At 69.2% G+C, this 26,654-nt stretch carries 24 protein-coding genes; 10 read left to right on the top strand and 14 right to left on the bottom strand.

Features of this window, described 5'->3' with window-relative positions; genetic code table 11:
- Nucleotides 1–8: 8 nt before the first annotated feature.
- Together CRO12_RS16350 and CRO12_RS16345 are read right to left on the bottom strand one after the other, a co-directional pair.
- Nucleotides 9–269, bottom strand: coding sequence for a PilZ domain-containing protein (locus CRO12_RS16350; protein ID WP_097064972.1), 261 nt, complete (start codon nucleotides 267–269; stop codon nucleotides 9–11).
- A complete protein-coding gene (locus CRO12_RS16345; protein WP_097064971.1) occupies nucleotides 269–1,909 on the bottom strand; it encodes a ShlB/FhaC/HecB family hemolysin secretion/activation protein in 1,641 nt (546 codons plus the stop codon). Before CRO12_RS16345 ends, CRO12_RS16350 begins: the two co-directional genes overlap by 1 nt.
- 145 nt (nucleotides 1,910–2,054) lie before the next feature.
- Between CRO12_RS16345 and CRO12_RS16340 the strand changes: the two genes are divergently transcribed.
- Nucleotides 2,055–4,328 carry a FecR domain-containing protein gene (locus tag CRO12_RS16340; RefSeq protein ID WP_179641061.1) on the top strand — a complete coding sequence of 758 codons (2,274 nt, stop codon included), beginning with the start codon at nucleotides 2,055–2,057 and terminating at the stop codon, nucleotides 4,326–4,328.
- Nucleotides 4,329–4,374: 46 nt separating this feature from the next.
- The gene (locus tag CRO12_RS16335) at nucleotides 4,375–6,708 is read left to right on the top strand and encodes a putative bifunctional diguanylate cyclase/phosphodiesterase (RefSeq protein ID WP_097064969.1); all 2,334 of its coding nucleotides are present in this window, start codon (nucleotides 4,375–4,377) and stop codon (nucleotides 6,706–6,708) included.
- Here the strand turns inward: CRO12_RS16335 and queA are convergent, their stop codons facing one another.
- The 5 genes from queA to CRO12_RS16310 all read right to left on the bottom strand — a co-directional run bounded on the left by queA (nucleotide 6,709) and on the right by CRO12_RS16310 (nucleotide 10,210).
- On the bottom strand, nucleotides 6,709–7,752 hold the full coding sequence (queA, locus tag CRO12_RS16330; protein WP_097064968.1) for a tRNA preQ1(34) S-adenosylmethionine ribosyltransferase-isomerase QueA: 1,044 nt from the start codon (nucleotides 7,750–7,752) through the stop codon (nucleotides 6,709–6,711).
- A 25-nt stretch (nucleotides 7,753–7,777) separates the two neighbouring features.
- A complete protein-coding gene (locus CRO12_RS16325; RefSeq protein ID WP_097064967.1) occupies nucleotides 7,778–8,479 on the bottom strand; it encodes a peptidylprolyl isomerase in 702 nt (233 codons plus the stop codon).
- Between the two features lie 73 nt (nucleotides 8,480–8,552).
- Nucleotides 8,553–9,059 (bottom strand): pantetheine-phosphate adenylyltransferase, encoded by a 507-nt coding sequence (gene coaD, locus CRO12_RS16320; protein WP_097064966.1) that lies wholly within the window; start codon nucleotides 9,057–9,059, stop codon nucleotides 8,553–8,555.
- Nucleotides 9,056–9,967 carry a polyprenyl synthetase family protein gene (locus tag CRO12_RS16315; protein WP_097064965.1) on the bottom strand — a complete coding sequence of 304 codons (912 nt, stop codon included), beginning with the start codon at nucleotides 9,965–9,967 and terminating at the stop codon, nucleotides 9,056–9,058. Before CRO12_RS16315 ends, coaD begins: the two co-directional genes overlap by 4 nt.
- The gene (locus CRO12_RS16310; protein WP_097064964.1) at nucleotides 9,968–10,210 is read right to left on the bottom strand and encodes an exodeoxyribonuclease VII small subunit; all 243 of its coding nucleotides are present in this window, start codon (nucleotides 10,208–10,210) and stop codon (nucleotides 9,968–9,970) included.
- Nucleotides 10,211–10,292: 82 nt separating this feature from the next.
- On the opposite strand from CRO12_RS16310, the gene CRO12_RS16305 reads away from it, so the two are divergent.
- Nucleotides 10,293–11,684, top strand: a complete 1,392-nt coding sequence (locus CRO12_RS16305; protein ID WP_097064963.1) for an NAD-dependent succinate-semialdehyde dehydrogenase — start codon at nucleotides 10,293–10,295, stop codon at nucleotides 11,682–11,684.
- A gap of 99 nt (nucleotides 11,685–11,783) precedes the next feature.
- Here the strand turns inward: CRO12_RS16305 and CRO12_RS16300 are convergent, their stop codons facing one another.
- From CRO12_RS16300 to CRO12_RS16275, 6 genes are all read right to left on the bottom strand, one after another.
- Nucleotides 11,784–13,481: an AMP-binding protein gene (locus tag CRO12_RS16300; RefSeq protein ID WP_097064962.1), complete on the bottom strand. Its 1,698-nt coding sequence runs from the start codon at nucleotides 13,479–13,481 to the stop codon at nucleotides 11,784–11,786.
- A 37-nt stretch (nucleotides 13,482–13,518) separates the two neighbouring features.
- Nucleotides 13,519–13,719 (bottom strand): hypothetical protein, encoded by a 201-nt coding sequence (locus tag CRO12_RS16295; RefSeq protein ID WP_097064961.1) that lies wholly within the window; start codon nucleotides 13,717–13,719, stop codon nucleotides 13,519–13,521.
- 51 nt (nucleotides 13,720–13,770) lie between these two features.
- A complete protein-coding gene (locus CRO12_RS16290; RefSeq protein ID WP_245858559.1) occupies nucleotides 13,771–15,453 on the bottom strand; it encodes a sensor domain-containing diguanylate cyclase in 1,683 nt (560 codons plus the stop codon).
- A 50-nt stretch (nucleotides 15,454–15,503) separates the two neighbouring features.
- A complete protein-coding gene (locus tag CRO12_RS16285) occupies nucleotides 15,504–17,561 on the bottom strand; it encodes a S9 family peptidase (protein ID WP_097064960.1) in 2,058 nt (685 codons plus the stop codon).
- Between the two features lie 326 nt (nucleotides 17,562–17,887).
- Nucleotides 17,888–20,209 (bottom strand): ATP-dependent Clp protease ATP-binding subunit ClpA, encoded by a 2,322-nt coding sequence (gene clpA / locus CRO12_RS16280; RefSeq protein WP_097064959.1) that lies wholly within the window; start codon nucleotides 20,207–20,209, stop codon nucleotides 17,888–17,890.
- A 135-nt stretch (nucleotides 20,210–20,344) separates the two neighbouring features.
- Nucleotides 20,345–20,539, bottom strand: a complete 195-nt coding sequence (locus tag CRO12_RS16275) for a DUF1192 domain-containing protein (RefSeq protein ID WP_097064958.1) — start codon at nucleotides 20,537–20,539, stop codon at nucleotides 20,345–20,347.
- Between the two features lie 93 nt (nucleotides 20,540–20,632).
- Between CRO12_RS16275 and CRO12_RS16270 the strand changes: the two genes are divergently transcribed.
- The 7 genes from CRO12_RS16270 (at nucleotide 20,633) to CRO12_RS16240 (ending at nucleotide 26,370) form a co-directional block, all read left to right on the top strand.
- A complete protein-coding gene (locus CRO12_RS16270; protein WP_097064957.1) occupies nucleotides 20,633–21,610 on the top strand; it encodes an NAD(P)H-quinone oxidoreductase in 978 nt (325 codons plus the stop codon).
- Nucleotides 21,607–22,218: a glutathione S-transferase family protein gene (locus CRO12_RS16265; protein ID WP_097064956.1), complete on the top strand. Its 612-nt coding sequence runs from the start codon at nucleotides 21,607–21,609 to the stop codon at nucleotides 22,216–22,218. The genes CRO12_RS16270 and CRO12_RS16265 overlap by 4 nt, the downstream gene beginning before the upstream one ends.
- Before the next feature lie 82 nt (nucleotides 22,219–22,300).
- A complete protein-coding gene (locus tag CRO12_RS16260) occupies nucleotides 22,301–23,176 on the top strand; it encodes a UDP-2,3-diacylglucosamine diphosphatase (protein WP_097064955.1) in 876 nt (291 codons plus the stop codon).
- 8 nt (nucleotides 23,177–23,184) lie between these two features.
- Nucleotides 23,185–24,204, top strand: a complete 1,020-nt coding sequence (locus CRO12_RS16255; protein ID WP_097064954.1) for a glycosyltransferase family 4 protein — start codon at nucleotides 23,185–23,187, stop codon at nucleotides 24,202–24,204.
- Between the two features lie 97 nt (nucleotides 24,205–24,301).
- Entirely contained in the window at nucleotides 24,302–24,979 is a 678-nt protein-coding gene (locus CRO12_RS16250) for a DUF1013 domain-containing protein (protein WP_097064953.1), read from the top strand.
- 87 nt (nucleotides 24,980–25,066) lie between these two features.
- Complete coding sequence (locus CRO12_RS16245) at nucleotides 25,067–25,696, top strand: dienelactone hydrolase family protein (protein ID WP_097064952.1); 630 nt, start codon at nucleotides 25,067–25,069, stop codon at nucleotides 25,694–25,696.
- 56 nt (nucleotides 25,697–25,752) lie between these two features.
- Complete coding sequence (locus CRO12_RS16240) at nucleotides 25,753–26,370, top strand: glutathione S-transferase family protein (protein WP_425443032.1); 618 nt, start codon at nucleotides 25,753–25,755, stop codon at nucleotides 26,368–26,370.
- Nucleotides 26,371–26,435: 65 nt separating this feature from the next.
- Here CRO12_RS16240 and CRO12_RS16235 read toward each other — a convergent pair whose 3' ends face one another.
- Nucleotides 26,436–26,654 (bottom strand): DUF1289 domain-containing protein, encoded by a 219-nt coding sequence (locus CRO12_RS16235; RefSeq protein WP_245858558.1) that lies wholly within the window; start codon nucleotides 26,652–26,654, stop codon nucleotides 26,436–26,438.

Raw genomic sequence — 26,654 nt, 5'->3', positions numbered from 1 at the left:
GAGCGCGCTCAGCTGCCCCGCGCCGCGAACTCCAGCCCGGCGCGCCCGTCCGGGTGCACCCACCGCACCACCGCCCGGCGGTCCAGGTCCGGCGCGCGCAGCGCCAGTAGCTGCCCGATTGCGAGCGTGCTGCGGCAGTGGACGCGCACGCCCGCCGCGCTGACGTCGAGCAGGTGCGCGCGGTGCTCGCGTCCGTCGATCGCCAGCAACGACACCTCGAATACCTTGGCGCGCGGCGTGCCGCGGCGGTCGGGCGAAGCGCTCGCCATCAGAACAGCTTCAGCAGGCGCACGTTGATGCGCGGCCGGCGATCATCGGTCTCGTAGCGCGGGCCGGAGAGTGGCACTGCCACCTCGATCGATGCGTCGATCGACGAGCTCACGTCCGCGCAAATGCCGGCACCCGCCGACGCCAGGCTGCCGCCGCCGGACCCGCGCCGGAGATTGGTCACGCGCCCGGCATCGGCGAAGCCGTATAGCTGCGCCTTGCGGCCGAGCCCGAGCGGGTTGCGCCAGTCGTAGCGGAGCTCCGCGCTCCCCATCACGCCCTGATCGCCCGACCGCTCGCTGTAATCGTAGCCGCGCAGAAAGGCGTTGCCGCCGATCCCGATCTCCTCCGCGATCAGCAGCGGCCGCGACGCGAGCTGTCCCTGCGCGCTTAGCCGGATGCTGAGATCGTCGGGCAGCGGCCGCGTCCAGTCGCCCCAGACCACGAGCGAGGTGAAGGTCGGATCGGCGTCGCCGCGCGACGCCAGCGGATCGCCGTGACGCGTCGCGCTGAGCCCATCCAGCCCGCGTGACAGCGTCGCGTTGCCGCGGAGCGCACCGCCGCCTGCCTTGCGGCTGCCCGACAGGATCAGCCGCAGTGCGAACAGCCGGTCGTGGCGGCGCCGCAGTCCGGCGCGGTCCTGCACCGTATCGCGGAGGTCGAGCCCCCCGCTAAACCACAGGCTGCCGTCGCGCCGACGCTGAAGCGGCTGAAGCACCGCGACGCTGCCGAACCAGCTCCGCCCCGCCAGGTCGAGAGGCTCGAGATAGGCGCCCGGGTGAGTCGCGGAGAAGGAGCCGCTGACCGTCACCTCCGTCCCGCTCGCGTTCAGGCGCTTGGCGTAGCGGGCGCGGACGTACTGCAGCTCCTCCGGCTCGAACGGCGTGCTGACGTGGGTCAGGCTGATCGAATCGTCGGCGAACAGCACGCGGTTCCAGTCGGCGTCGAGCCGCAGCTGGTTGGGGCCGATCGGTCCCGTGCTGTCGTTCTCCAGCACCGCACGCACGCGGCGGCGGGTTTCGAGGATGCTGACGAGCAGGATGCCGCGGTTTCCCTCGCGCACGTAGCGGCTGCGCCGGACGTAGATGCCGTCGATGTCGCCCGCGAGCAGCAGGCGGCGCTCGACCTGGTCGAGGCGTGCGGGTCGTCCGAGCAGCGGCGCAAGCGCGGCGCGCACCGCGGCACTCTCAGCCCCCTCCAGCTGGATCTCGTCGAGCGCACCCGGATCGTAGCGCACGACCAGGACGCCGGCGGTCAGCCGTTGCGGCACGATGGAGGCCGAGGCGAAGACATAGCCGCGCTCGCGGCCACGCCGGCCGATCTCCTCCGTCAGGGTCGCGAGCTCGGCGCCGCTGAGCGACCGCCCGACATAGCGCGCAATGATGTCGGCGAAGTCCTCGGGCGACAGCTCTTGCAGCCCCTCGATCGCGACCGCGCCGACCGCAATGCTGGCGGGCGTAGCGGCCGCGGGCGGCGCGACGGCTGGGCGCTCAACGGTGGGCGCCGCTTTCGCCTCGGGCCTGGTCACCGGCAGGTTCTCGCGCTCGATACGTGCCGGATCGACGCGGTCGACCCTGGTCTGGGCCACCGCCGGCACTGCCGCAAGCAACGCGACCACGCTCAGCAGCGTGCGATTCATCATGCAACAAGGCCCCGGTTCGATCCGGGCCCGGCGATATGGCTGTAATCGTTACGAAAGCCTCAAGTTGAAGGGGCGGTAACCAAGCAATCACACGCGCTGGCAAGGAAGCGCCCCTAGGCCGCACCCTACACAAATGGGGTTCCCGATGAAGAACAGCGTCAGGCTTGCGGCCGTTGCGATCGCACTTCTCTCCAGCACGTCGGCGTTCGCGCAGGCGCGGGAGTGGAAGATCAGCGAGACGAGCGGCCGCGTCATGATCGCCGACGCGCAAGGATCTCGCCCCGCGAACCGCGGCACCGTGGTCGCACCCGGCGCAACCGTCACCACCGCCGCCGGCAGCCGCGCGGTGATGGTGCGCGGGCCGGAGTTCGTCACCGTCTCGCCCAACAGCCGTCTGCGCGTGCCGGAGGCGGCGCAGCAGAGCGGCCTCATCCAGATCCTGCAGGACTGGGGCAATGCCGTCTTCCGCATCGACAAGCAGCCGAACCCGCACTTCGGCGTCAAGACGCCGTACCTCGCCGCCGTGGTGAAGGGGACGACCTTCTCGATCACGGTCGGGCGCGAGGGCGCGTCTATGCAGGTGGTCGAGGGGGCGGTCGAGGTGTCGACCGACGATGGCGGCGCCCGCGACCTGATCCGCCCCGGCTCGGTCGCGCTCGTTTCCGCAACCGACCGCTTCCGCCTGACGGTGCAGGGCAGCGCGGCGCGAGTGATCGATTCGCCGGCGCGCGCCGCCACGGGGCCGGCGCCGGCTGCGCCCGCTGCGGAGGCGCCCGCGCCCGCCACGCCGAGCACGCCCGCTCCATCGTCCGACCAGTCCGCCTCGACCGCGGAGCTCCCGAACGTGCAGGAGACGGTAGGTGAGGCGCCGGTGACCACCGCCGACGTGATCGCGGCGGCGATCCAGGAGAAGCCCGTAGATCTCGGCAGCGTCACGGGTGGGCTGATCACGGGCACGACCGCAGCGGTCGTCGCGCTCGCCGTCACGCCCGCGACCGGACGTCCGGCGCTGACCATCCCGGCGGTGGTGACGCCGGCGCCGACCACGACCGCGCCGACGCCGGCAATCGGCACCGGAACCGAGCCGGTCGCGAGCGCGCCCGCGCCGACCCCGGTCACGACCACGCCGTCGCCTGCTCCGGCGGTAGAGCCGGTGGCAAGCACACCTGCGCCGACGCCCGTCACCAACACGCCAGAGCCCGCCACGCAACCCGCGCCCGAAACACAGCCGGCGCCGGCCACGGGAGCTCCCGCGGACAAGGATGCAGGTGCGTCGCCAGCTACGCCGACGCCGACGCCGGAACCCACGCCGACACCGGCTCCGGAGCCGGTCGCCGACACCAAGGACCGCGATGCCGCCGCGGCCGAGGAGGCGCGCCGTGCCGCCCTCCAGCAGGCGGAGGAGGCGGCGCGCGCTGCCGAGCGCGATGCCGCCGCCGCGCGCAAGGCTGCGGAGGAGGCGGCTGCGCGGGCGAAGGCCGACTCAGACCGTGCCGCAAAGGACGCGGCCGATCGCGCGGCCGCGGAGCAGAAGGCCGCGGACGAGGCGCGCAAGGCAGCCGAGGAACTCGCCCGCCAGCAGCAGCAGGCGGATGCCGACGCCGAGAAGGCAGCGGCCAAGGCAGCCGACGAGGCGGCCAGGGCCGCCGAAGCCAAGGCGCGCGAGGAGCGTCGCGCTGCCGAGGAAGCCGCCAAGCGCGCCGCCGACGACGCGGCCAAGGCCGCCAAGGACGCGCGCGACAAGGCGGATGCCGAGGCGAAGGCCGCGGATGCCGCCAAGAAGGCGGCCGAGGAGCTCGCCAAGGAGCAGGGCAAGGACAAGCCCGACAAGGCGGCCGACGACGCGAAGAAGGCCGCGGAAGAGGCTGCCAAGAAGGCTGCCGAGGACGCGAAGCGTGCGGCGGAGGAGGCCGACAGGAAGGCGGCCGAGGCTGCGAAGAAGGCGGCCGAAGAGGCGAAGAAGGCGGCCGACGAAGCCGACAAGAAGGCGGCCGATGACGCCAGGAAGGCGGCTGAGGACGCAAAGAAGGCCGACGACGCCGCCAAGAAGGCAGCCGAAGAGGCGAAGAAGGCTGCTGAGGAAGCCGATAAGAAGGCCGCCGACGACGCCAAGAAGGCCGCCGAGGAGGCCAAGAAGGCCAAGGACGAGGCCGACAAGAAGGCTGCCGACGACGCGAAGAAGGCAGCCGAGGAGGCGAAGAAGGCGGCCGAGGAAGCCGACAAAAAGGCCGCCGATGACGCTAAGAAGGCGGCCGAAGAAGCCAAGAAGGTCGCGGACGACCTGATCAAGAAGGCGGCCGAAGAGGCGAAAAAGGCTGCGGAGAACGTGAAGAAGGCGCTAGATGACCTCAAGAAGGATCGCGACGACGACGATCGTGATGACGATCGCGACGACGGAGATGACGACGACGACGACTGATCGCGGGTTGATCAATCCTTAGCAGGTCGTCGCCTAACCCGGCCGCATGATGCTGCTTCGACTGTCGGCCCTGTCTTCGGCCGTGATGACGCATAGGGCCGGGCGCGCGTTGACGCTCCTGGTCGCCGGTACCGTCGGCGTCGCGACCGGCGTCACCGGCGCCGGTACGACGGCGGAGCGCGTCGCTGCGGGGTGGAGCGCGGCGCTGCGCCGTCATCCCGCGAGCGGACAACTCCACATCGTGGAAGTCGACGCGCGCAGCATCGTCGCCATCGATCGCTGGCCGTGGTCGCGCGCCGAGCACGCCCGGGTCATCGACCGGCTGCGCCAGGCTGGGGTCGACACGATCGCCTTCGACGTCGATTTCTCGTCGCGCTCGGACGGGAGCGGCGATGCCGCGCTCGCCGCGGCGCTGCGGCGGGCGGACGGACACGTCGTCCTCCCGACCATGCGCCAGGCCGCCGGCAGCAACGGCACGGCGGAGATCGATTCGCTACCCGCCCCCGAGCTGCGCGACCATGCGCAACTCGCCACCGTGAGCGTCCAGCCCGACAATGACGGCAAGGTTCGCGCCGCGCCGATCGGCACCGTGACCGCCGGCACGCCGCGGCCGTCGCTCTCGGCGATGCTGGCGGCGAGGAACGGGCAGGCGGGTGACCAATTTCCGATCGATTTCGCGATCGATCCGGGCACCATTCCCCGCCACAGCTTTATCGATATCCGCGATGGTCGGTTCGATCCCGCGGCGCTGCGCGGCCGTCACGTGCTGATCGGTGCAACGGCGGTCGAACTCGGCGATCGCTACGCCGTCCCGAACTATGGCGTGATCCCCGGAGTCGCGATCCAGGCGCTCGCCGCCGAGACGCTGATGGCCGGGGTGCCGGTGCGGATCGGCTGGCCGCTCGTGCTGCTCGCCACGCTTGCGGCCGGCTGGCTGATCCTTCGCCAGCGCCGCAATCGCGCGTTCGCCGCGGCGTGCGTGGCGAGCGCCGTCGCGCTGTTCGCAGCCGCGGTCGGCTTGCAGGCGTTGTTCGGGCTCGTGCTTGAGCTGGTTCCCGCGCTGGCGATGCTCGGCATGGTCTCGCTCATCGGTGGCGCGCTACGACTGGAGCGCGTCTGGCGGGAGCGGCGACTGCGCGACGAGGCGACCGGGCTGCCGAACCGGCCCGCGTTGGTGCAGGCGCTGCGCAACGAGCCCACGGTCCTCCTCGTTGTCGCGCGCGTGAGCGAGTTCGAGCGACTGGCGGCGGGCCTGTCACCCGAGTCCGCGGCCACCCTGCTGCTCCGCGTTGCCGACCGCCTGCGATTGATCGGTCCGGGCGTCGACCTGCACCGGATCAACGACGGCGTGCTCGCCTGGAACGCAACCGTCGATGTCAGCCTCATCGGCGACCGCTACGCCCAGCTTCGCGCCCTGATGCTCTCGCCGGTGGAGGTCGACGGTCGCCGCATCGACGTCAGCGTGACGATCGGCGTTGCCGAAGGAGAGGGCCGCCGCGCGGACCGCGTGATCGCCCAGGCGGCGCTCGCCGCCGAGCAGGCGCAGGTGGACGGCAGCGGCTGGCACCTCCACACCAGCGCCGAGGAGGAGGCGGTCGACCGCGACCTGTCGCTGCTCGGCGAGCTGAACGAGGGGCTGGAGCGGGGCGAGCTGCAGGTCGTCTACCAGCCCAAGCTTGCGCTCGCGGCCGGACGGATCGCGAGTGTCGAGGCGCTGATCCGCTGGCAGCATCCAACCCGCGGTTTCCTCCGCCCCGACCTGTTCATCCCGCTTGCCGAGCGGAACGACCGCATTGCTGGCCTGACGCTCTTCGTCGTGCGCCGGACGATCGCCGACCTGCAGCACTGGGCCGCGGCGGGCCATCCGATCACCGGCGCGGTCAACCTGTCGGCCAAGCTGCTGTCGTCGCCGGGCTTCAACGCCGACCTCATCGCCTTGCTCGAAGAAACCAATATCGCACCGGACCGGCTGATCTTCGAGGTGACCGAGTCAGCGGCGATGACCGACCCCGACGCCGCAACCGCCGCGCTGGACCGATTCCGCGAGCTTGGCATCGCGATTTCGATGGACGATTACGGCACTGGTCAGTCGACGCTGTCGTACCTGAAGCAGCTCCCACTCAACGAGCTCAAGATCGATCGCTCCTTCGTTCAGCACGCTCATCAGAACCGAGGCGATGCGATCCTGGTGCGCTCGACCATCGACCTCGCGCACGAGCTCGGGCTGAAAGTCGTCGCGGAAGGCGTAGAGGACGAGGCGTGCCTCGCCTTTCTTCGGAGCGTCGGTTGCGACCTGGCTCAAGGTTACCTGATCAGCAAGCCGATCGCGGCGGACGCTATCGCCGACCTATTACGAAAGTGGACGAAGGAAGCGGCCTAACTACCTGGAATTTGGCTGTTCAGGCAGCAGGAGCGACCCGTCGCCATAGGAGTAGAAGCGGTAGCCGTTCGCAATGGCATGGGCGTAGGCCGATTGCATACGCTCCAGGCCCATCAGCGCCGATACCAGCATGAACAGCGTCGAGCGGGGCAGGTGGAAGTTGGTGAGCAGGCCGTCGACCGCGCGAAAGCGGAAGCCCGGCGTGATGAAGATCGCAGTGTCGCCTTCGAACGGCCGGATGCGGCCATCTGCATTAGCGGCGCTCTCGAGCAGGCGGAGGCTGGTGGTGCCAACTGCGATCACGCGGTTGCCGCGAGCGCGGACCGCGTTCAGCCGATCGGCTGTAGCTGCGTCGATGCGGCCCCACTCGGCGTGCATCCGGTGCTCGTTGGTGTCCGCCGCCTTGACCGGGAGGAAGGTACCCGCACCGACGTGCAGGGTGAGGGTCGCGTGCTCGACGCCGGCGGCCGCCAGCCCGGCGAGCAGGTCGGGCGTGAAGTGCAGCGCGGCGGTGGGCGCCGCGACGGCGCCAGGCTCGGTCGCGAACATCGTCTGGTAGTCGTCGGCGTCACGCGCATCGGGCGCCCGGCGGGCGGCGATGTAGGGCGGGAGCGGCATGCGCCCGGCCCGCGCCAGCAGCAGCTCGACCGGTTCGTCGCCGGCGAAGTCGAGCGCGATGCTGCCGTCAGCCGCCTTGCCGCTGGCAGCCGCGCTCACGCCTTCGCCGAAGTCGATGACGTCTCCGTCGCGCAACCGGCGGGCGTTGCGGACAAAGGCGCGCCAGCGGCGCGGGCCCTCCCGCTTGTGGAGCGTCGCGCCGATCCGCGCCTCACCGCGCCGGCCGTCGAGCTGGGCCGGGATCACGCGCGTGTCATTGAAGACCAACAGGTCGCCGCGCCGCAACTGCGCCGGCAGATCGGCGACCACGCAGTCCCGCGTTTCAGGGCCGTCGAGCACCAGCAGGCGCGCGGCGTCGCGCGGCTCGGCCGGCCGCAGCGCGATCCGCTCAGGCGGCAGCTCGAAATCGAACAGGTCGACGTTCACGGGCGCGGGCGCCGTGCGCGGCTGCTCACCGGGCGGGCGGTACGCGGCGACCGGGGCCGGGCGGCAGGCTGACCGGATCGACCATCACCCGCTCGGGCGTGGGCGCGACATAGGCCGGCGGATTGTCCGCGGCGATGTAGGCGTGCACGATCCGGGTCGGGTTAGCGGGCGGCTCGCCGCGCTCGATCGTGTCGACATATTGCATGCCGTCGATGACGCGGCCGAACACCGTGTACTTCTTGTCGAGCGACAGGCGCGGCGTGAAGACGATGAAGAACTGCGAGTTGGCGCTGTCCTCCGCCTTCTTCTTTACCGCGGCGTCCGCGCCCTCCGGTGCGCCCTCTCGCGCGGCCGAGACCGCACCGCGCACATGGGGCAGGTAGTTGAACTCGGCGGGCAGGTCGCCGAGGTCGGAACCGCCGGTGCCATCACCCTTCGGGTCGCCGCCCTGCGCCATGAACCCCTCGATCACGCGGTGGAACAGCAGTCCGTCGTAGAACTTGCGGCGCGTCAGCGTCTTGATCCGCTCGACCATCTTGGGCGCGACGTCGGGACGGAGCCAGATGGTGACGCGGCCGCCGTTCGACAGGTCGAGCAGCCAAAGGTTCTCCTTGTCGGTGGTCGCCGGCGCGGCGGCGCGTCCCGGGACCGGGATCAGCGACTGCGCATCGGCGGGTACGGCGAGGAAGGCGGTGGCGAACAGCACCGCGGCGAAGAACAGACGCATCAACGATCGACCTCGGGAATATCAGACGTGCCGCGCCGCTTAGATCAAATTGGCGCTTGCGGCAAAATGAACGTCACGGCGCGCCCTTGCGCCCGATCGATGCGACCCGGGCGACGACCTCCGCCTCCACCGCCGGGCTGACGAACTTGCCGATCGCGCCGCCGTACAGCGCGATCTCCTTCACCAGCCGGCTCGCGATTGGCTGCAGCGACACGTCCGCCATCAGGAATACCGTCTCGATCCGCGCGTTAAGCTGCTGGTTCATGCCGGCCATCTGGTATTCGTACTCGAAGTCGGCGACCGCGCGCAGCCCGCGGACGATCATGCTCGCGCCCTCCCGCGTCGCGAAGTCCATCAGCAGCGAATCGAAGGTCACGACGGTGATGTCGCCGTCCACCTCCGCGACCTCGCGCTGCACGCTCGCCATCCGCTCCTCGACGGTGAACATCGGCGACTTGGACGGGTTGGTCGTGACCCCGACGACCAGCCGGTCGACCAGCTTCGCGCCGCGCCGAATGATGTCCATGTGGCCGAGCGTGATGGGATCGAACGTGCCCGGATAGACCCCGATCCGGGTCACCTGTCGCGCTCCAGGACGAAGCGAGCGATCTGGCGGAGCAGGTCGGCCTCCGCCCCGAAGGCGTGCAGGTGGGCGATCGCCTGCTCGACCAACATCGCCGCCTGTTCCTTTGCCCGCTCCAGCCCGAGCAGCGACAGGAAGGTTTCCTTGCCCGCGTCGGCGTCCTTGTGCAGCGCCTTGCCGACCGCGGCCTCGTCGCCCTCCACATCCAGGATGTCGTCGGCGATCTGGAAGGCGAGGCCGAGGTCGCGAGCGTAGCCGCGCAGGGAGGTGCGCCCCTCAACCGGAAGGCGACCGAGGATCGCGCCAGCCTCCACCGCGCAGCTGATCAGTGCGCCCGTCTTCATCGCTTGCAGGCGGGTGACGGTCGCAATGTCGAAGCTGGCGCTCGCGGCCCTCAGGTCCATCATCTGGCCTCCGGCCATGCCGCTCGGCCCCGACGCGCGGGCAAGATCGGCGACCAGCTCGCAGCGGACGAACGGGTCCGGGTGCGTATCGGGGTGGGTCAACAGCTCGAACGCGAGCGCGTGAAGGCAGTCGCCGGCCAGGATCGCGGTGGCCTCGTCGAAGGCCTTGTGCACCGTCGGCTTGCCGCGGCGCAGGTCGTCGTCGTCCATCGCCGGCAAGTCGTCGTGCACCAGGCTGTAGACGTGGATGCACTCGATCGCGGTGGCCGCGCGTGCGGTGCAGCTGCGGTCGACCCCGAACAGGTTGGCGGTGGCAAAGGTGAGGAGCGGGCGCAGCCGCTTGCCCCCGCCGATCGCCGCATGCCGCATCGCCCGGTACAGATCGGCGCGGGGATCGTCTGGTACGGTGAGCAGCCGGTCGAACTGCCGGTCGATCTCCACCCCCACCTCGCGGGTGGCGTCGGCCAGGGTGACGGCGGTGGTGGTCGTCACGCTGGCCACTCAGCCCGCGGCGAACGGCGTGGTGCCGGTGGCGCGACCGTCGGCGTCGCTCCTGATCGCCTCGATCCGGGCTTGCGCGGCGTTGAGGCGCGCGTCGCACTGGCGGCGCAGCTCGTCGCCGCGGGCGTAGAGGTCGATCGCCTCCTGTAGCGCGGCATCGCCGCTCTCCAGCCGCGCGACGATGCGCTCCAGCTCCTTGAAGGCATCCTCGAACGAAAGCTCGGCAGCGCGGTTGTCTGACATGGCGCTGCTATGCGGCAGGGCCGGGCGGATTTGCAACCGAAAGCAAGTCGCACCGGTTCTCACCAAAGAAGGGAAGCGAGCCATGTTCAGCAGCGTCAATCCGGCGACCGGCGAGGCGTTCGCGACGCATCGCCCGCACGACGACCCGGAGGTCGAGGGTCGGCTAGCGTTGGCAGCCGAGACGTACCGGCGCTGGCGCACCAGCAACCTAGACGAGCGGACGGCGCTGCTCGGCGCGATCGCCGACCGCTTCGCGGCCGACAAGCAGCGGCTGGCCGAGATGGCGGTGCGCGAGATGGGCAAGACGCTGACCTCCGCCATTGCCGAGGTGGAGAAATGCGCGGCGGCCTTTCGCTACTATGCAGAAGCCGGTCCGGCGCTGCTCGCCGATGCGGAGGTGACGACGGCGAGCGGGCGCGCGGTCGCCAGCTGGCACGCGCTCGGGCCCGTGCTTGCGATCATGCCGTGGAACTTCCCCTACTGGCAGGTCGTCCGCTTCGTCGCGCCGGCGATCATGGCGGGGAACACCGGGCTGCTGAAGCACGCGTCGCTGACGCAAGGATGCGCGGCGCTGCTGGAGGAGGTGGTCCTTGAAGCGGGCGCGCCGCGGGGGCTCTTCCAGAACCTGGCGATCGAGGCGCGGCGGGTGGCTCCGCTGCTCGCCGACGACCGGATCGTCGCGGCAACGCTGACCGGCAGCGAGGGCGCAGGCGCCCAGATCGCGGAGGCCGCCGGGCGTGCGCTGAAGAAGGTGGTGCTGGAGCTCGGCGGATCGGACCCGTTCGTCGTCATGCGATCCGCCGACATCGCGGAGGCAGCGGCCGTGGCGGTCACCGCACGGACGCAGAACGCCGGCCAGTCGTGCATCTGCGCCAAGCGGATGATCGTTCACGCTGACGTCTACGACGACTTCATGGCGCGGTTCAGCGCAGGCATGCGCGACCTCGCGATTGGCGATCCGATGGCGGCGGACACGGCGATGGGGCCGCTCTCCAGCACCGCGCAGCGGGACGAGGTGCTGCAGCAGGCGGCCGACGCCGTCGCCGAGGGGGCCACGGCGGTGCTTGCCCCCGAGAAGATCGATCGCCCGGGCGCGTGGATGACGGCTGGGATCCTGACCGACCTGCCGCCCGACGGCCGCTTCGCCCGCGAGGAGATCTTCGGACCGGTGGCGAGCGTCTGGAAGGTGGCCGACCTCGACGAGGCGATCACCCGGGCCAACGACGTACCGTTCGGGCTGGGTTCGAGCGTGTGGACGACCGATCCCGCCGAGCAGGCGAGCTTTGCCCGCGACCTGGAATGCGGCATGGTGGCGGTGAACGCGATGCTCGCCTCGACACCCGAGGCGCCGTTCGGCGGCGTCAAGCGGTCAGGTCACGGGCGGGAGCTCGGGCCGTGGGGACTGCACGAGTTCATGAACCTGAAGGCGGTGATGTTGCCGAGGGGCGAGAAGAGCGGGCAGGTGGGAGATTAGAGCCAAGCCGTCAACCCGGACTTGACCCGGAGTCTAGCTATGGACGAGCGTTTCGCTACGATCACGAAGCGTAGCGCCGGCAAAGCCATGGACCCCTGATCAAGTCCGCGGTGACGACGTGTCCAGCACCTCCGCAATCAGATCCTTGCGGCTGAGCTTGCCGATCATGGTCTTAGGGAGCGTTAGCCGCACCACGACCTCGTCGACCCGCTCGTGCTTGCCGAGCTGCGGGTTGAGCCAGCCGCACAGCGCCTCGCCGGTCACATCCGACCCCTCGTCCAGCGTGACATAGGCGCGCGGTACCTCGCCGCGGTAGCTGTCGGGAAGGCCGATCACGAGCGCCTCTTTGACCGCCGGATGGTGGTGTAGGACCGCCTCGATCTGGCTCGGGAAGACCTTGAACCCGCCGACGGCGATCATGTCCTTCAGCCGGTCGACGATGCGGATGAAGCCGTCTGTGTCGATCGTCCCGACGTCGCCGGTGCGCAGCCAGCGGACGCCGTCCAGCTCCACGAACACCTCGGCATCGGCTTCGGGACGCTGCCAGTAACCCAGCATGATCTGCGGCCCGGCGATCACGATCTCGCCGGGTTCGCCATCCGCCACGGCCCGCCGCGGGTCCTCCTTGTCGACCAGCCGGACGCGAGTGGCGGCGAGCGGCTGGCCGATGGTGCCGCTCTTGGCCGGGCCGTCATAGGGGTTGGTCGAGACGACGCCCGAGCTCTCCGACAGGCCGTACCCCTCCAGCATCGTCGACCCGGTCTGCGCCTCGAACTTCGCCTTGAGCTCCGCCGACAGCGGCGCCCCGCCCGAGATGCAGACGTGCAGCGCGGAAAAGTCGGTCTTCGTACAGTCCGGATGATCGAGCAGCGCCTGATACATCGTCGGCACGCCCGGCAGCGCGCGGGGGTTGGTGCGGGTGATGGCGGCGAGAGTCTGCGCGGCGTCGAAGCGCGGCAGCATTACGATCTCGCCGCCGCGCACCACCGTGCGGTTGAGCACGCAGGTGTTGGCGAAGACGTGAAAGAAGGGGAGGACGCCCAGCACGGAGTCGCGCTCCTCCGGGTGCGGGTCGAGTTCGGCGACCTGGCGGGCGTTGGCCGACAGGTTATGGTGGGTCAGCATCGCGCCCTTCGGCGTGCCGGTCGTGCCGCCGGTATACTGGATCAGCGCCACGTCGCGTTCCGGATCGATCACCGGGGACGTGCAGGCGCCGTCGTTGGCGATCAGGGCGGAGAAGGCAGTGATGCGGGGATCGTCGGGCCTTGCGGTCACTTCGCGGCGGCGGAGCAGACGGTAGAAGAAGGACTTGGTCGGCGGCAACGCGCCCGCTACCGACCCGACCACCAGCCGCTCCAGGCCGCTCCGCTCCAGCACCTTGAGCGCGGTGGGGAGCAGCGCCGTCGCGGACAGGGTGAAGAGCAGGCGGGTGCCCGAGTCCGCGACCTGGTGGGCGAGCTCGTCGACCGAGTAGAGCGGCGAGTAGTTGACCACCGTCGCGCCGAGCTTGAGGATGCCGTAGTAGGCCGCGACGTAATGCGGCACGTTCGGCAGGAAGAGCCCGATCCGGTCGCCACGGCCGTAGCCCATCGCCGCCAGTCCGCAGGCGACCCGGTTCGCCCCATCCAGCGTCTCGCCGTAGCTGTAGCGGCGCCCAAGGAAGTCGAGCAGCGGTGCGTCCGGGTGAGCGCGGGCGCTCTGCTCGAACAGTGCGACCATGGATGTGGGCGGGTAGGTCCGGTCCCAGTTGCCCGGATGATGGAAGTTGGTACGCCAGATCGCTTCGGGGTCGCTCATTTACACAGGTGTAAGCAAGCGCGCGGCAAGCGACAAGTCAGTTGGCGAGGCGCTCCGCGCTCCAGGTAACCAGCAGCTTGACGGCGAACACGCCGACATCGACCGCCGCCTGGAACCGCTCCGGTGAGAGATCGGCGACATCGTGCGTCTCGATCCGGATGTTGGCGGTGGGGACGCGCGCGGAGGAGAGGACCAGGAGCCCCGCCACCGCCAGTACTGCCAGACGCCGCTTTTCCATGAACCTCACATACCCGTGATCGCGATGCGTCACAAGCGTAACGATGTGCAGTTAAGCGGCCAGCGCGCGCATTTGGCCGCGTCGCACGCGGTCGCGGCCGGCGGCTTTCGCATCGAACAGCGCGCGGTCGGCGCTGCGGTAGAGCAGCTTCCACTCTGCCTCCGTGGTCAGCGGGCCGACGCAGGTGCCGATGCTTGCCGTCACCGACAGATCGAACGGCATGGGCGCCCGGCGGAGCGCGGTGAGCATGCGCTCCGCATCGATCGGATGGTCGGCGCTCGCGAGCACCGCGAACTCCTCACCGCCCAGCCGGGTCACCAGCGTGTCCCCGGCCGCCATCTGGCGAAGCGTGCGGGCGAAGCGGCGCAGCACCTCATCCCCGCCGTCGTGGCCGAGCGTGTCGTTGACCGCCTTGAAGTGATCGATGTCGATAATGTGAAGCGTCTGGGCCCCTGTCCGCCCGATCGCGGCGTGCAGGAACGCGCGGCGGTTGAGCAGGCCGGTCAGCGGATCGGCGTCGGCCAGCATCTTGAGCGACAGCGCGCGGGCCCGAGCCTCGTCCCGCTCGCGACTGAGCATCTGGACGCGGTAGGCGATCGCGAGGCTGGAGAGCAGTGCCTCCAGCGCCATCGAGAGCACGGTGGAATTGTCCATCCAGAAGCTCATCGGGATCAGGTGCATGACCGCCAGCGTGCGCGCGAGCGCGAAGAAAATGGGTGCCGCCCAGGCAAGCGAGAACAGCCACAGGAAGCGGCTCTGGACCCTCCAGGCCCGGTGGAGGATCGGCACCACGATGCTCAGCCCGGCAACGAAGCTCCACTGATACACACAGTCGGCTACCACCATGCCGAAGGGCGAGAGGATGGCGAAGACGAGGCCGCTGAGCGCCAGCAGTGCGCTCGCAACGCCGGTCGCGGGGGAGAGCCAACCCGCGAAGACGCTGTCCTCAAAGTAATGGCGGGCAAACTGCACGGCCGCCGCTGCGGTCAACCCGAGCGTGATGTAGTTGATCCGCAGCCGATCATTGTTGTCGATCGCGGGATAGAGCCACGCCAGCGCGCCGGACGAGGAGAGCGCGTAACCCGCTAGCATGACCACCATGGCGCAGTAGGCGAGCTGGAAGCGATGTCGCATCGCCCCGAACAGCGCGAGATTGTAGACCAGCAGCGCGAGCGCCAGCCCCGCGAACCCGGCGTAGATCGCCGCCATCTGCGTGTTGCTGCGGCTGCTGCTCTGTGCGTCGACGACCGCGAGACGGAGCAGGACGCCGCGGGCGTTCGCCGAGCCGTCGATCCGGAACAGCAGGCGCTGGAGTCGGGCCGGGCGGGGGCTCAGCTTAAACTCGGGGTGGGCGCCAAGCTGGATATAGGAGGACAGTTGCCGGCTGTCGGCATGAAGCCGTGCCACCTTGCCGTCGGCATAGACGGCGTAGAGCGTCAGCGAGCGCTGCCAGAGACTGGCCAGGCGGATACGCGGGTAATGGGGCAGCCGGGCCGTGATCGGCTCCGACAGCGCCCAGAAGTCACCCGCGCCGAGCAGGTGCTGCCTGGTGTCGCAGGTGAACCGCGCCGGCGTCGTCAGCATCGCCGCGGGGGTGTCGCCGGGGCGAACCGGTGCGATGCAGGTGGCGAGCGGCACGTCGGCGAGCTGCGCCCGTACTGGCATCGCAGCGCACAGCGCGACAACCGCCAGCACCGTGGCGAGCACCGCTTTCCAGATCGTCCACCCCGCCATGCAGGCGAGGTGCTAGCGCCCGTTTGACCAACAAGCCGTTAAGGCTGCCGCTACTCTGCGACGGGCGGAGCGGCGGCGGGCTTGTTCCGGTAGCGATCGAACCAGGCGAGGATCGCCGATGCCTTTGCCGCCGACTGGCTGGGTCGCGCGGTGAAGCCGCCATGGCTGGCGCCGGTCACCTTGACCAGCGCGGTCGGCACCCCGCGGATCTGGAGCGCGGCGTAGAGCTGTTCGCTCTCGCTGACGGGGGTGCGGTAATCCTCGCTGCCGACCACCACCAGGGTCGGCGTGTTGATCGAACCGACCAGGCTCAGCGGCGAGCGGCTCCAGTAGCTCATCGGATCCTCCCAAGGCTGCTTGGCGAACCAGTAGCGGCTGGTGAAGCCGGTGCTGTCCATGGTCAGCGCCTCGCTGATCCAGTTGATCACCGGCTTCTGCGCGGCCGCGGCCTTGAAGCGGTTGGTCTTGCCCACGATCCAGGTGGTAAGCACGCCGCCGCCTGAGCCGCCGGTGACGAACAGGTTCTCTGGGTCGGCGACACCGCTCGCGACCGCGGCGTCGACGGCCGCCATCAGGTCGTTGTAGTCGTCGCCCGGGTACTTCTTGTCGATCAGGTTCGCGAAGTCGCTGCCGTAGGAGGTCGAGCCGCGCGGATTGGTGTAGAGCACCGCATAGCCCGCCGCGGCGTAGAGCTGGACGTCGGTCGCGAAGGTCGGGCCGTAGGCGGTGTGCGGCCCGCCGTGGATCTCCAGGATCAGCGGCACGCGGGTGCCCGGCTGATGGTTCGGCGGGAGCGCGAGCCACGCGGGAACTCGGCGGCCGTCCGGGGCGGTGACCGCGAGTTCGCGCACCGGCGCCAGCGTCTTGGCGGCGAGCACCTCGTCGTTGAGGCGCGTCAGCCGCTTGCCAGCCACGTAGACGTCGGCCGGGCGGCTGGCGTCATTGGCGGTGTAGGCGACGGTGCCGGCCCGCGAGACGGAGAAGCTGCCGCCGGTGTAGGGCCGGTCGAGACCGCCGCCGGCGAGCTTCTCGGCCAGCGTGGTCAGCTGGCCGTTCAGCCCGAGCCGCGCGACCTTCTTGGCGCCGTCGTCGTCATAGGAGACGATGAGCGAGCGGCCGTCGCGCGCCCACATCAGCGTGTCGATATCGCGGTCGAGGTTGGCGGTGAGCGAGCGCACGCCGCTGCCGTCGCGGTTCATGACATAGGCCTGCGTCACCGTGTAGCTCGCGCGCTTGTCGTCCGAACCGAGAAAGGCAATTTGGCGACCGTCGGGCGAGACCTGCGGCGCGAAGTCGGGGCCGTAACGTTTGGTGAGCGGGGTGAGCGCGCCGCTCGTTACGTTCAGCGCGAGCACTTCGGAATTGTTGGGCTCGCGCTCCCAGTCGGGCGTCCGCACCGCGCCGAACAGGATCTGCCGCCCGTCCGGTGTCCAGCCGAGCGGACCGTCGTCATGGTGCTGCCCAAAGGTCAACTGGCGCGGCGCGCCGCCGTCCGCCGAGACGACGAAGATGTGGTTGTAGCCGGGCTTCAGATAGCCGTCGCCGTCGGCGCGGTAGGTCACGCGCTCGATCACCTCCAGCGGCTCGGCCCATTTCGCGTCCTCCGGCTTCGGCGGCGCCTTGCCGAGCTTGGGCGCCTCGTCGGCGACCAGCATGGTGTAGGCAATGCGGGTGCCGTCCGGCGACCAGCTGAGCGCAGACGGCGAGGTCGGCAACCCGGTGACCTTCGCGGTGGTGCCGGTCGCGATCCAGCGCACGTATAGCTGCGGCGACCCGCCCTCGCTCGCGACATAGGCGAGGCGGGTGCCGTCGGGCGACCAGCGCGGCTGCGAGGCACTCCCGGTGCCGCTCGCGACCAGCGGGGTCTGCTTGCCCGATGGGACGTTCACCAGCCAGATCGACGACCGCATCGTGTCGCTCATGACGTCGCCACTTCGCCGCACATAGGCGACGGTGGTGCCGTCCGGGCTGATCTGCGGATCGCTCGCCATCTCCAGCGCGAACAGGTCGGCCCCGGTGAAGGTCCGGGTCGGTCCGGTCGCCTGCTGCGCCGACAGGTGGGTGGTGCCGGCAAGCAGCAGCGCGGCAGCGGCGAAGCGACGGATCATGTGTTGCCCCCTGGCGTGTTGTTGCGCGCATCATGCGGAGGTGCGGGGGAGGGTGCAAGCGGGCGGTGGAACGACGTCACCCCTCGTCCCTGGTCGGGGTACCGATGACTTTCCGCTGTTGTAACAAGCGCGACCCCGGATCAGGTCCGGGGTGACGTTGATGGAGGTGTGTCTGCTACCCATCGCCGTCATCCCGGCCTTGAGCCGGGATCCTTAGTGGCGCCGGCACTGCGAGTAATCAGGTAGCGAAGCGCTCGCGGAGGAACGGACCCCGGGCTAAGTCCGGGGTGACGAGAGGGGGAGAGGACACCGCCTCTCCCCCACCATCACTTCGCGTCGACGGGCGCGATCTTCTTGCCGCCGGTCTTACCCGGCTTCTTGGGGGCGGCGGGCGTCACCTCAAAGGCGAGGGCACCATCCCTGAGCTTAACCGACACCTCGCCGCCGTGGACGAGCTTGCCGAACAAGAGCTCCTCGGCGAGCGGCTGCTTGACCTTCTCCTGGATCAGGCGACCCATCGGACGCGCGCCGTAGAGCTTGTCGTAGCCGCGCTCGGTCAGCCACGCCTTCGCCTCCTCGTCGAGCGCGATGTGGACACCGCGGTCGGCGAGCTGCAGCTCGAGCTGGAGGATGAACTTTTCCACCACGCGACCCACCACTTCGGTCGGCAGGTAATCAAACGGCACGATCGCATCGAGGCGGTTGCGGAACTCAGGAGTGAAGAGCTTCTTCACCGCCTCCTCCTGCACGTCCTCCCGCGTGATCTGGCCGAAGCCGATCGACTCGCGCTGCATGTCCGACGCACCAGCGTTGGTCGTCATGATCAGCACGACGTTGCGGAAGTCGACGGTCTTGCCATGGTGATCGGTCAGCTTGCCGTTGTCCATCACCTGCAACAAGATGTTGAACAGGTCCGGATGCGCCTTCTCGATCTCGTCCAGCAGCAGCACGCTGTGCGGGTTCTGGTCGACCGCGTCGGTCAGCAGCCCGCCCTGATCGTAGCCGACATAGCCCGGAGGCGCGCCGATCAGGCGGCTGACCGAGTGCCGCTCCATGTACTCCGACATGTCGAAGCGCTGGAGCGGGATGCCCATGATTTCCGCCAGCCGCCGCGCAACCTCCGTCTTGCCGACGCCGGTCGGGCCGGAGAACAGGTAGTTGCCGATCGGCTTGTCGGGATCGCGCAAGCCCGCGCGCGACAGCTTGATCGCGGAGGAAAGCACCTCGATCGCCTTGTCCTGGCCGAACACGACTCGCTTCAGGTCGGTTTCGAGGCTTGCCAACGCCTTGGTATCGTCGGTCGACACGGTTTTCGGCGGGATACGCGCCATGGTCGCGATCACCGCCTCGATCTCCTTGGGTGTGATCGTCTTCTTGCGCTTGTTGGGTGCCACCAGCATCTGCATCGCACCGACCTCGTCGATCACGTCGATCGCCTTGTCCGGCAGCTTGCGGTCGTTGATGTAGCGCGCCGACAGCTCCACTGCCGACTTGATCGCGTCGGGCGTGTACTTGACCGAGTGGTGCGTCTCAAACGCGGTACGCAGCCCGGAGAGGATCTTGATCGTGTCCTCGATCGTCGGTTCGTTCACGTCGATCTTCTGGAACCGGCGCAGCAGCGCGCGATCCTTCTCGAAGTGATTGCGGAACTCCTTGTAGGTGGTCGAACCGATGCAGCGGATGGTGCCGCCCGACAGCGCAGGCTTCAGCAGGTTCGACGCATCCATCGCCCCGCCGCTGGTCGCGCCGGCGCCGATCACCGTGTGAATCTCGTCAATGAAGAGCACCGCGTGCGGCAGCTTCTCCAGCTCGGTCACGACCTGCTTCAGCCGCTCCTCAAAGTCGCCGCGGTAGCGGGTGCCCGCGAGCAGCGCGCCCATGTCGAGCGAGTAGATCACCGCTTCCTTGAGCACGTCGGGGACGTTGCCCTCAACGATCTTGCGCGCGAGGCCCTCGGCAATCGCGGTCTTGCCGACGCCGGGATCGCCCACGTAGAGCGGATTGTTCTTGGAGCGGCGGCAGAGGATCTGGACGGTCCGGTCGACCTCCGGTCCGCGGCCGATCAGCGGATCAACCTTGCCGTTCTTCGCCTTCTCGTTGAGGTCGACGGTAAACTGCTTCAGCGCGCTCTCATTCTTGCCCTTGGCGTCGCCCTTGGCCGGCTTCTCGTCGTCGGCGCCCTTCGGCGGCGTCGCCTCGGTCGGCGCTGCACCTTTGCCGACGCCGTGGCTGATGAAGCTGACCGCGTCGAGGCGGCTCATGTCCTGCTGCTGCAGGAAGTAGACGGCGTAGCTCTCCCGCTCGGAGAACAACGCGACCAGCACGTTGGCGCCGGTCACCTCGTCACGGCCCGACGACTGGACGTGCAGGATCGCGCGCTGCACCACCCGCTGAAAGCCGCTGGTGGGGGAGGGATCAGCCGACTGCTGCACCTTCAGCGCGTCGAGCTCGGTATCGAGATAATGCGCGACCGTGGTCTTGAGGTCGCCCAGATCGACGCCGCACGAGCTCATTACCTTGGAGGCGTGCTCGTCGTCGATCAGCGCCAGGAGGAGGTGCTCCAGCGTCGCATATTCATGGCGCCGGTTTGAGGCGGCCTTGAGCGCCTCATGCAGCGTGTTCTCCAGCGCGGATGCGAAAGATGGCATGATATTACTCCAGCGGGCGGGCGCACATGCCCGGCCCCGTTCCCGTGAATGTCGGAAGTGCGTGGCCCGGCATCAAGCACCGCGCGTTCGGTCCGGTCCGGACAGGCACCCCGTGCCGCGCCGAACCCGCCATGCTCACGATCGGAATAACGCGTCGGCGCTTGCGCGATGGTTAACGGCGCCTTCAACCTTGCGGCGGGTGCGCGCGACCTCCGCCTCCAGCGCGGCGATCCGCGCGGTGAGTTCGGCGACCGACAGCGGATCAAGGTCCTGCCGGGCGAGCTCCGCCACCAGGTCGTGCTGACGCTTCGGGAAGTCGTCCAGATCCATCGTTGCACAGCGTTGACCCATCGCCCGCCGCTGTCAATAAGCCCGCACGGGTAGACGCGAGAAACGGGGCGGAAGGTGACGATACCGGAGACGATGACGGCGATCGACCCGGCGGAAGCAGGCGGGCCGGAGGTGCTGGTTCCGGTCGAGCGTCCGGTGCCGCACCCGCGTGCCGGCGAGGTGCTGATCCGGATCGCCGCAGCCGGCGTCAACCGCCCCGACGTTATGCAGCGCCGCGGGCTCTACGCGCCGCCGCCGGGAGCCACCAGCATTCCCGGGCTGGAGATCGCGGGTGAGGTGGTCGCGCTCGGTGACGGTGTTCCGCCCGAGCTGCTGGGACAGCCGATGTGCGCGCTGGTGAGCGGCGGCGGCTATGCCGACTTTGCGGTGGCGCCGGTCGGCCAGTGCCTGCCGGTTCCCGCAACGCTGTCGATGGAGGAAGCGGCTGCAATCCCGGAGACGCTGTTCACCGTCTGGACCAACCTGTTCGAACGCGGTTTCGCAAGCGAGGGCGACACGGTGCTGGTCCACGGCGGCACCAGCGGCATCGGTACCATGGCGATCGCGCTCTGCAACCTGTTCGGCGTCGAGATCATCGTCACTGCGGGATCGCCGGAAAAGGTCGCGCGCGCGCTCGACCTCGGCGCCACCCACGCGATCGACTATCGGCAGGCGGATTTCGTCGCGGAGGTGAAGCGGATGACCGGCGGCCGCGGCGTGCAGGTCGTGCTCGACATGGTCGGCGGCGACTATCTGCCGCGCAACCTCCAGTGCCTGGCGGAGGACGGCCGCCACGTGTCGATCGCGGTCCAGAACGGGGCTACCGCGCCCATCCCGATCTTCGACATCATGCGCCGACGGCTGACGCTCACGGGCTCGACGCTGCGCAACCGCGACGTCGCGTTCAAGAGCTTGGTCGCCGACGAGCTCGCCCGCACGGTCTGGCCCTTCGTCGAGGAAGGACGGCTTCGCCCGGTGATGGACCGGAGCTTCCCGCTGGCCGAGGCAGCCGACGCGCACCGACGGATGGAGGCGGGAGAACATGTCGGCAAGATCGTGCTGATCCCGTGACGCCGATCCTCCACGAACACGCCGCATCCGGCAATTGCTACAAGATCAGGCTGACCGCCGCACTGGCCGGCGTGGCGATCGAACGGCGCGAGTATGACATCACCGCGGGCGAGACCCGCACGCCCGCGTTCCTCGCCCAGGTCAACGCCAACGGCCGGATCCCCGTGCTCCAGATCGGCGACCGCTTCCTGCCGGAGAGCGGGGCGGCGTGCGCGTGGATCGCGGCGGGCACCCCACTGATCCCGTCCGACCGGTTCGATCACGCCAACATGCTGCGCTGGATGTTCTGGGAGCAGTACAATCACGAGCCGAACATCGCGACGCTCCGCTACTGGACGACAGTGGTCGGGCTCGACCGGCTGAGCGAGGCGCAATTGGCGCAGGTCGCGGGCAAACGGGCGGGCGGCGCCGCCGCACTCGCGCTTCTCGAGGGCCACTTGGTCGACCGAACCTGGATCATCGGCGGCGCGGTGACGCTCGCCGACCTCGTGCTCTATCCCTACACCTCGCGGGCGGGCGAGGGCGGGTTCGACCTGTCGCCGCATCCACACCTCCGCCGCTGGCTCCGACAAGTCGAGCAACTACCCGGCTTCATACCCTTTACTTGAGCAGAACTGTAACATTGCAAGTTAAGCTGTAACAAACCAACAGCATAGCGTCGGCCGGGCTCACAGGGGTGAGGGCACGGACATGGATGCGATCACGCAGGCACTGGGTGCGGATGTCACTGATCTGGCGAGCTTCGCCGCCTCACGGCCGAGCGTGCCGGAAAGGGTGGTCGAGGAGCGCCGCCGCTACCGCACCATCTGGATCTCGGACGTCCACCTCGGCACCCGCGGCTGCAACGCTGACCTGCTGATCGACTTCCTCGACCACACCGACAGCGACACGCTGTACCTGGTCGGCGACATCATCGACGGGTGGCGGCTGAAGAAGAAGTTTTACTGGCCCGCCACCCACAACGACATCATCTGGCGCGTGCTGAAGCGCGCCAAGCGCGGCACCCGTATCGTCTACATCCCCGGCAATCACGACGAGATGTTCCGCCAGTTCACCGGGCTGAACTTCGGCGGCGTGGAGATCAAGCGTCAGGCGGTGCACGAGACCGCCGACGGCCGCCGCCTGCTGGTGATGCACGGCGACGAGTTCGACGCGATCATGCTGTCGCACCGCTGGCTCGCGCACCTGGGCGACGCCGCCTACAACCTCGCGATGTACCTGAACCGCGTGGTGAACAGCTATCGCCGCTGGCGCGGGCTGCCCTATTGGTCGCTGTCCAAGCACGCCAAGCACCGCGTCAAGAAGTCGGTCGAGTTCATCTCGCGTTTCGAGGAGATCGTGGCCGATGCGGCGCGCGCCCGCGGCGTGCAGGGCGTGATCGCCGGCCACATCCACACCGCCGAGATCCGCGAGATCGACGGGATCGAGTATTACAATGACGGCGACTGGGTCGAAGGCTGCACCGCGCTCGTCGAGCATCACGATGGACGGATGGAGCTGCTCCACTGGGCCGACGAGGTGAACGCGCGCGTCGTCACCGATCTGCCGGCGCGCGAAGCGGCCTGATTTCGGCCGTGCGGATCGCGATCGTCACCGATGCATGGACGCCGCAGGTAAACGGCGTCGTCCGCACCCTCAATGCCGTCCGTGCCGAACTGCAGGGGCAGGGGCATAAGGTTATGGTCATCTCCCCCGACCTCTACACCGCCGTGCCGTGCCCGACCTATCCGGAGATCCGCCTGGCGCTGACCAGCGCGAGCGACGTCGGGCGGCGCCTGGCCGCTTTCGGGGCGGAGGCGATCCATCTCGCGACCGAAGGGCCGCTGTGCCTGGCGGCGCGGCGCTGGTGCCTCGGCCGCGGCGTACCCTTCACCACTGCGTACCACACCCAGTTTCCCGACTATGTCTCGGCGCGGACCGGCATTCCGGCCGAGTGGATTTGGCGCTATATTCGCTGGTTCCACACGCCCGCCTGCGCGGTGCTCGCATCGACCGCGTCGATCCGCCAGACGCTGGTCGAGCACGGCATCGGCCATGTCCGGCACTGGGGGCGCGGAGTCGATCTCGCCGCCTTCCATCCCGACGTCATGCCGAACGAGAGCTTCGCGCACCTACCGCGGCCGCTGCTGCTTTACGTCGGGCGGATCGCTGTGGAGAAGAACATCGGCGACTTCCTGAAGCTCGATCATCCCGGCACCAAGCTGGTGGTCGGCGACGGCCCGGCGCGCGCCGCGCTTCAGGCCGAGCACCGCAACGCGATCTTTGCCGGGCCGCTGTTCGGCGCGGCGCTCGCCGGTGCCTACCGCGCGGCCGATGTTCTGGTGTTCCCGAGCCGCACCGACACCTTCGGGCTGGTGATGATCGAGGCGATGGCCTGCGGCACGCCGGTCGCGGCCTATCCGGTGACCGGGCCGGTGGATGTGCTCACGCCCGACACCGGCGCGATGGCCGAACGGCTGGAGGACGCGGTCGCCGCCGCACTCACCCGCGACCGCGCCGACTGTGCCGCGCATGGTGCGACCTTCACCTGGGCGGCGAGTGCCGCGCAGTTCCTCCAGGCGCTGGTTCCGGTGCCGCGCCGGCTCGCGGCGTGACGCGGCTTGCCTCCGGGCGACAGGCGCAGTAGATCGCTCCCCAGCATGTGGCCGCTCCGGGCAGGGGCGGCCACAGTCGTTTCTGGAGACTTTGCACGTGGCCCAGCCGCTGATGCCGCACGCGACCGCTTCCTGGCTGGTCGACAACACCTCGCTCTCGTTCGAGCAGATCGCAGACTTCTGTGGCCTCCACATCCTGGAGGTGCAGGCGATCGCCGACGACACCGCCTCCGCCAAGCTGACCGGGCGTGACCCGGTGCGCGCGCACGAGGTGACGATGGAGGAGATCGAGAAGGGTCAGGCCGATCCTGACTACCGTCTCGTCATGTCCAAGGGGCCGGAGCAGGTCCGCCGTACCAAGGGGCCGCGCTACACGCCCGTCAGCAAGCGGCAGGACAAGCCGGACGGCATTGCGTGGATCATCAAGAACCACCCGGAAGTGTCCGACGGCGCAATCGGAAAGCTGATCGGCACCACCCGCACGACGATCGCCGCAATCCGCGATCGCAGCCACTGGAACATCGCCAACATCGTGCCCAAGGATCCGGTGACGCTCGGGCTGACCAGCCAGCGCGAACTCGACGCGCTGGTCGCCAAGGCGGCGAAGGCGGCGGGGATCGAGGCGCCGACCGACGAGCGGCTGGCCGGCGACCGGGAGGCGCTGCTGGCGCAGCTCCGCTCCGAGCGCGAGGCCGCGCAGCGCAGCCTGGAGGCAGGCGAGGGCGGCGAGACCGGCCCGGTCGAGCACACCGCGGAGACGCTGTTCAAGCAATAAGTCCGGCACCGGGCTTGCCCGGTCCGGTCTGCTCGGCTCTGCTGCGCCGGACGCCCCGACTCGTGGGCCGTGGGAGGGAGCCGATCGATGTGCGATGAGCTGACCGCGCAGGACAACGAATTATATCTGACCGATGCGGCGGTCTCGCGTCGGCGCTTCGCGACCATCGCGGGTGCGGCCGGGCTGGTGGCGATGCTGCCGAGCCCCGCCGGCGCCGTCGCGGTCAAGGGTCGCGACGTCACGATCCGGACGCCGGACGGCACCTGCGACGCATATTTCGTCGCGCCGACGACGGGGCGCCACCCGGCGGTGCTGGTCTGGCCCGACATCATGGGACTGCGCCCGGCGTTCCGGCAGATGGCAGACCGGCTGGCGCAGTCGGGCTACGCCGTGCTCACGGTGAACCAGTTCTACCGATCGGTGAAGGCGCCGTTCCTGGGCGCAGGCGAGTCGTTCGACCAGCCGGAGGTGCGCGCGCGCATCATGCCGTGGCGCGAGAAGCTGACCCAGGCCGCGACCCGCGCCGAGCGCAATCCGCAGGAGAAGGAGCGACTGCGTGAGGCGTTCGCCGCCGCGAGGCTGCCGGCGGAGATCGAGGTATATCCCGGCACCATGCACGGTTGGTGTCCGCCCGACAGCCGCGTCTACAACGCCGCGCAGGCTGACCGCGCCTGGACCCGCCTGCTGGCGCTGCTCTCGACATCGTTACAGGCTTGACATCGATCGACCCGACAGAGCATGTTCATGACATGTTCTGGACCGGGAGACGCGCCGTGACCGACCTGACGCTCTATACCAACCCGATGTCGCGCGGGCGCATCGCGCGCTGGATGCTGGAGGAGGTCGGCGCCGATTACGAGACGGTCGTGGTCGAATTCGGCGGCGACCCGGCGCTGCTGCCGGTCAATCCGATGGGAAAGGTGCCGGCGATCGTCCACGCCGGCACCACGATCACCGAGTGTGCGGCGATCTGCGCCTATCTGGCCGACGCCTTCCCCGACGCGGGGCTGGCGCCGCCGGTGGCGGAACGTGCCGCCTATTACCGCTGGCTGTTCTTCGCCGCCGGGCCGCTGGAGCAGGCGGTGGTCAGCAACTCGCTTGGTTGGAAGCCGGAGGATAAGCAGCAGGCGCTGGTCGGCTTCGGAACCTATGACCGCACCATCGACACGCTGGAGCAGGCAGTCGAGGGGGCCGGGGACGGCTGGCTGACCGGTGAGCGCTTCACCGCGGCGGACCTCTACGTGGGGGCGCATCTCGGCTGGGGAACGATGTTCGGCTCGATCCCGAAGCGCGACGCTTTCGTGCGCTTCGTGGAGCGGACCGCCGCGCGCCCTGCGGCCCAGCGCGCCAACGCGCTCGACGATGCGCTGATGCCACAGGCATCTGACTAAGCGGTGCAGTCGCGACGACGCGAGCGGCATTCAGGTAGGCAAGAACCGACCGCGTGACGAAGCCATCAAGGCTGGCGTGAGGACATCAGGGCGCTCAGCCTGGCCGCGAGCGGCACCAGCATCGTCGCGCGGTCCGCATCGCTCGCCGCGCTCCAGCGCGCGATCTCGTCGCCGGTCCGGCCACAGCCCACGCACCAGCCGGTCGCGGGATCGAGCCGGCAGACGTTGACGCACGGGCTGAGAACCTGGGCCGGCGCTTCATGGCCGAACAAGTCCTCGTCCAC

Source organism: Sphingomonas guangdongensis (genome assembly GCF_900199185.1).
GTDB classification, from domain to species: Bacteria; Pseudomonadota; Alphaproteobacteria; order Sphingomonadales; family Sphingomonadaceae; genus Sphingomonas; species Sphingomonas guangdongensis.
The sequence above is the reverse complement of the archived record's forward strand: the minus strand, read 5'-3'. Positions and strand labels throughout refer to the sequence as shown.

Coding starts and splice junctions, on each gene's coding strand:
- CRO12_RS16270 (WP_097064957.1), top strand. CDS start 20,633: ATGACGGCGATCGACCCGGCGGAAGCAGGCGGGCCGGAGGTGCTGGTT.
- CRO12_RS16260 (WP_097064955.1), top strand. CDS start 22,301: ATGGATGCGATCACGCAGGCACTGGGTGCGGATGTCACTGATCTGGCG.
- CRO12_RS16310 (WP_097064964.1), bottom strand. CDS start 10,210: ATGTCAGACAACCGCGCTGCCGAGCTTTCGTTCGAGGATGCCTTCAAG.
- CRO12_RS16285 (WP_097064960.1), bottom strand. CDS start 17,561: ATGATCCGTCGCTTCGCCGCTGCCGCGCTGCTGCTTGCCGGCACCACC.
- CRO12_RS16345 (WP_097064971.1), bottom strand. CDS start 1,909: ATGATGAATCGCACGCTGCTGAGCGTGGTCGCGTTGCTTGCGGCAGTG.
- clpA (WP_097064959.1), bottom strand. CDS start 20,209: ATGCCATCTTTCGCATCCGCGCTGGAGAACACGCTGCATGAGGCGCTC.
- CRO12_RS16295 (WP_097064961.1), bottom strand. CDS start 13,719: ATGGAAAAGCGGCGTCTGGCAGTACTGGCGGTGGCGGGGCTCCTGGTC.
- CRO12_RS16335 (WP_097064969.1), top strand. CDS start 4,375: ATGATGCTGCTTCGACTGTCGGCCCTGTCTTCGGCCGTGATGACGCAT.
- CRO12_RS16305 (WP_097064963.1), top strand. CDS start 10,293: ATGTTCAGCAGCGTCAATCCGGCGACCGGCGAGGCGTTCGCGACGCAT.
- CRO12_RS16275 (WP_097064958.1), bottom strand. CDS start 20,539: ATGGATCTGGACGACTTCCCGAAGCGTCAGCACGACCTGGTGGCGGAG.
- CRO12_RS16300 (WP_097064962.1), bottom strand. CDS start 13,481: ATGAGCGACCCCGAAGCGATCTGGCGTACCAACTTCCATCATCCGGGC.
- CRO12_RS16350 (WP_097064972.1), bottom strand. CDS start 269: ATGGCGAGCGCTTCGCCCGACCGCCGCGGCACGCCGCGCGCCAAGGTA.
- CRO12_RS16290 (WP_245858559.1), bottom strand. CDS start 15,453: ATGGCGGGGTGGACGATCTGGAAAGCGGTGCTCGCCACGGTGCTGGCG.
- CRO12_RS16325 (WP_097064967.1), bottom strand. CDS start 8,479: ATGCGTCTGTTCTTCGCCGCGGTGCTGTTCGCCACCGCCTTCCTCGCC.
- CRO12_RS16245 (WP_097064952.1), top strand. CDS start 25,067: ATGTGCGATGAGCTGACCGCGCAGGACAACGAATTATATCTGACCGAT.
- CRO12_RS16340 (WP_179641061.1), top strand. CDS start 2,055: ATGAAGAACAGCGTCAGGCTTGCGGCCGTTGCGATCGCACTTCTCTCC.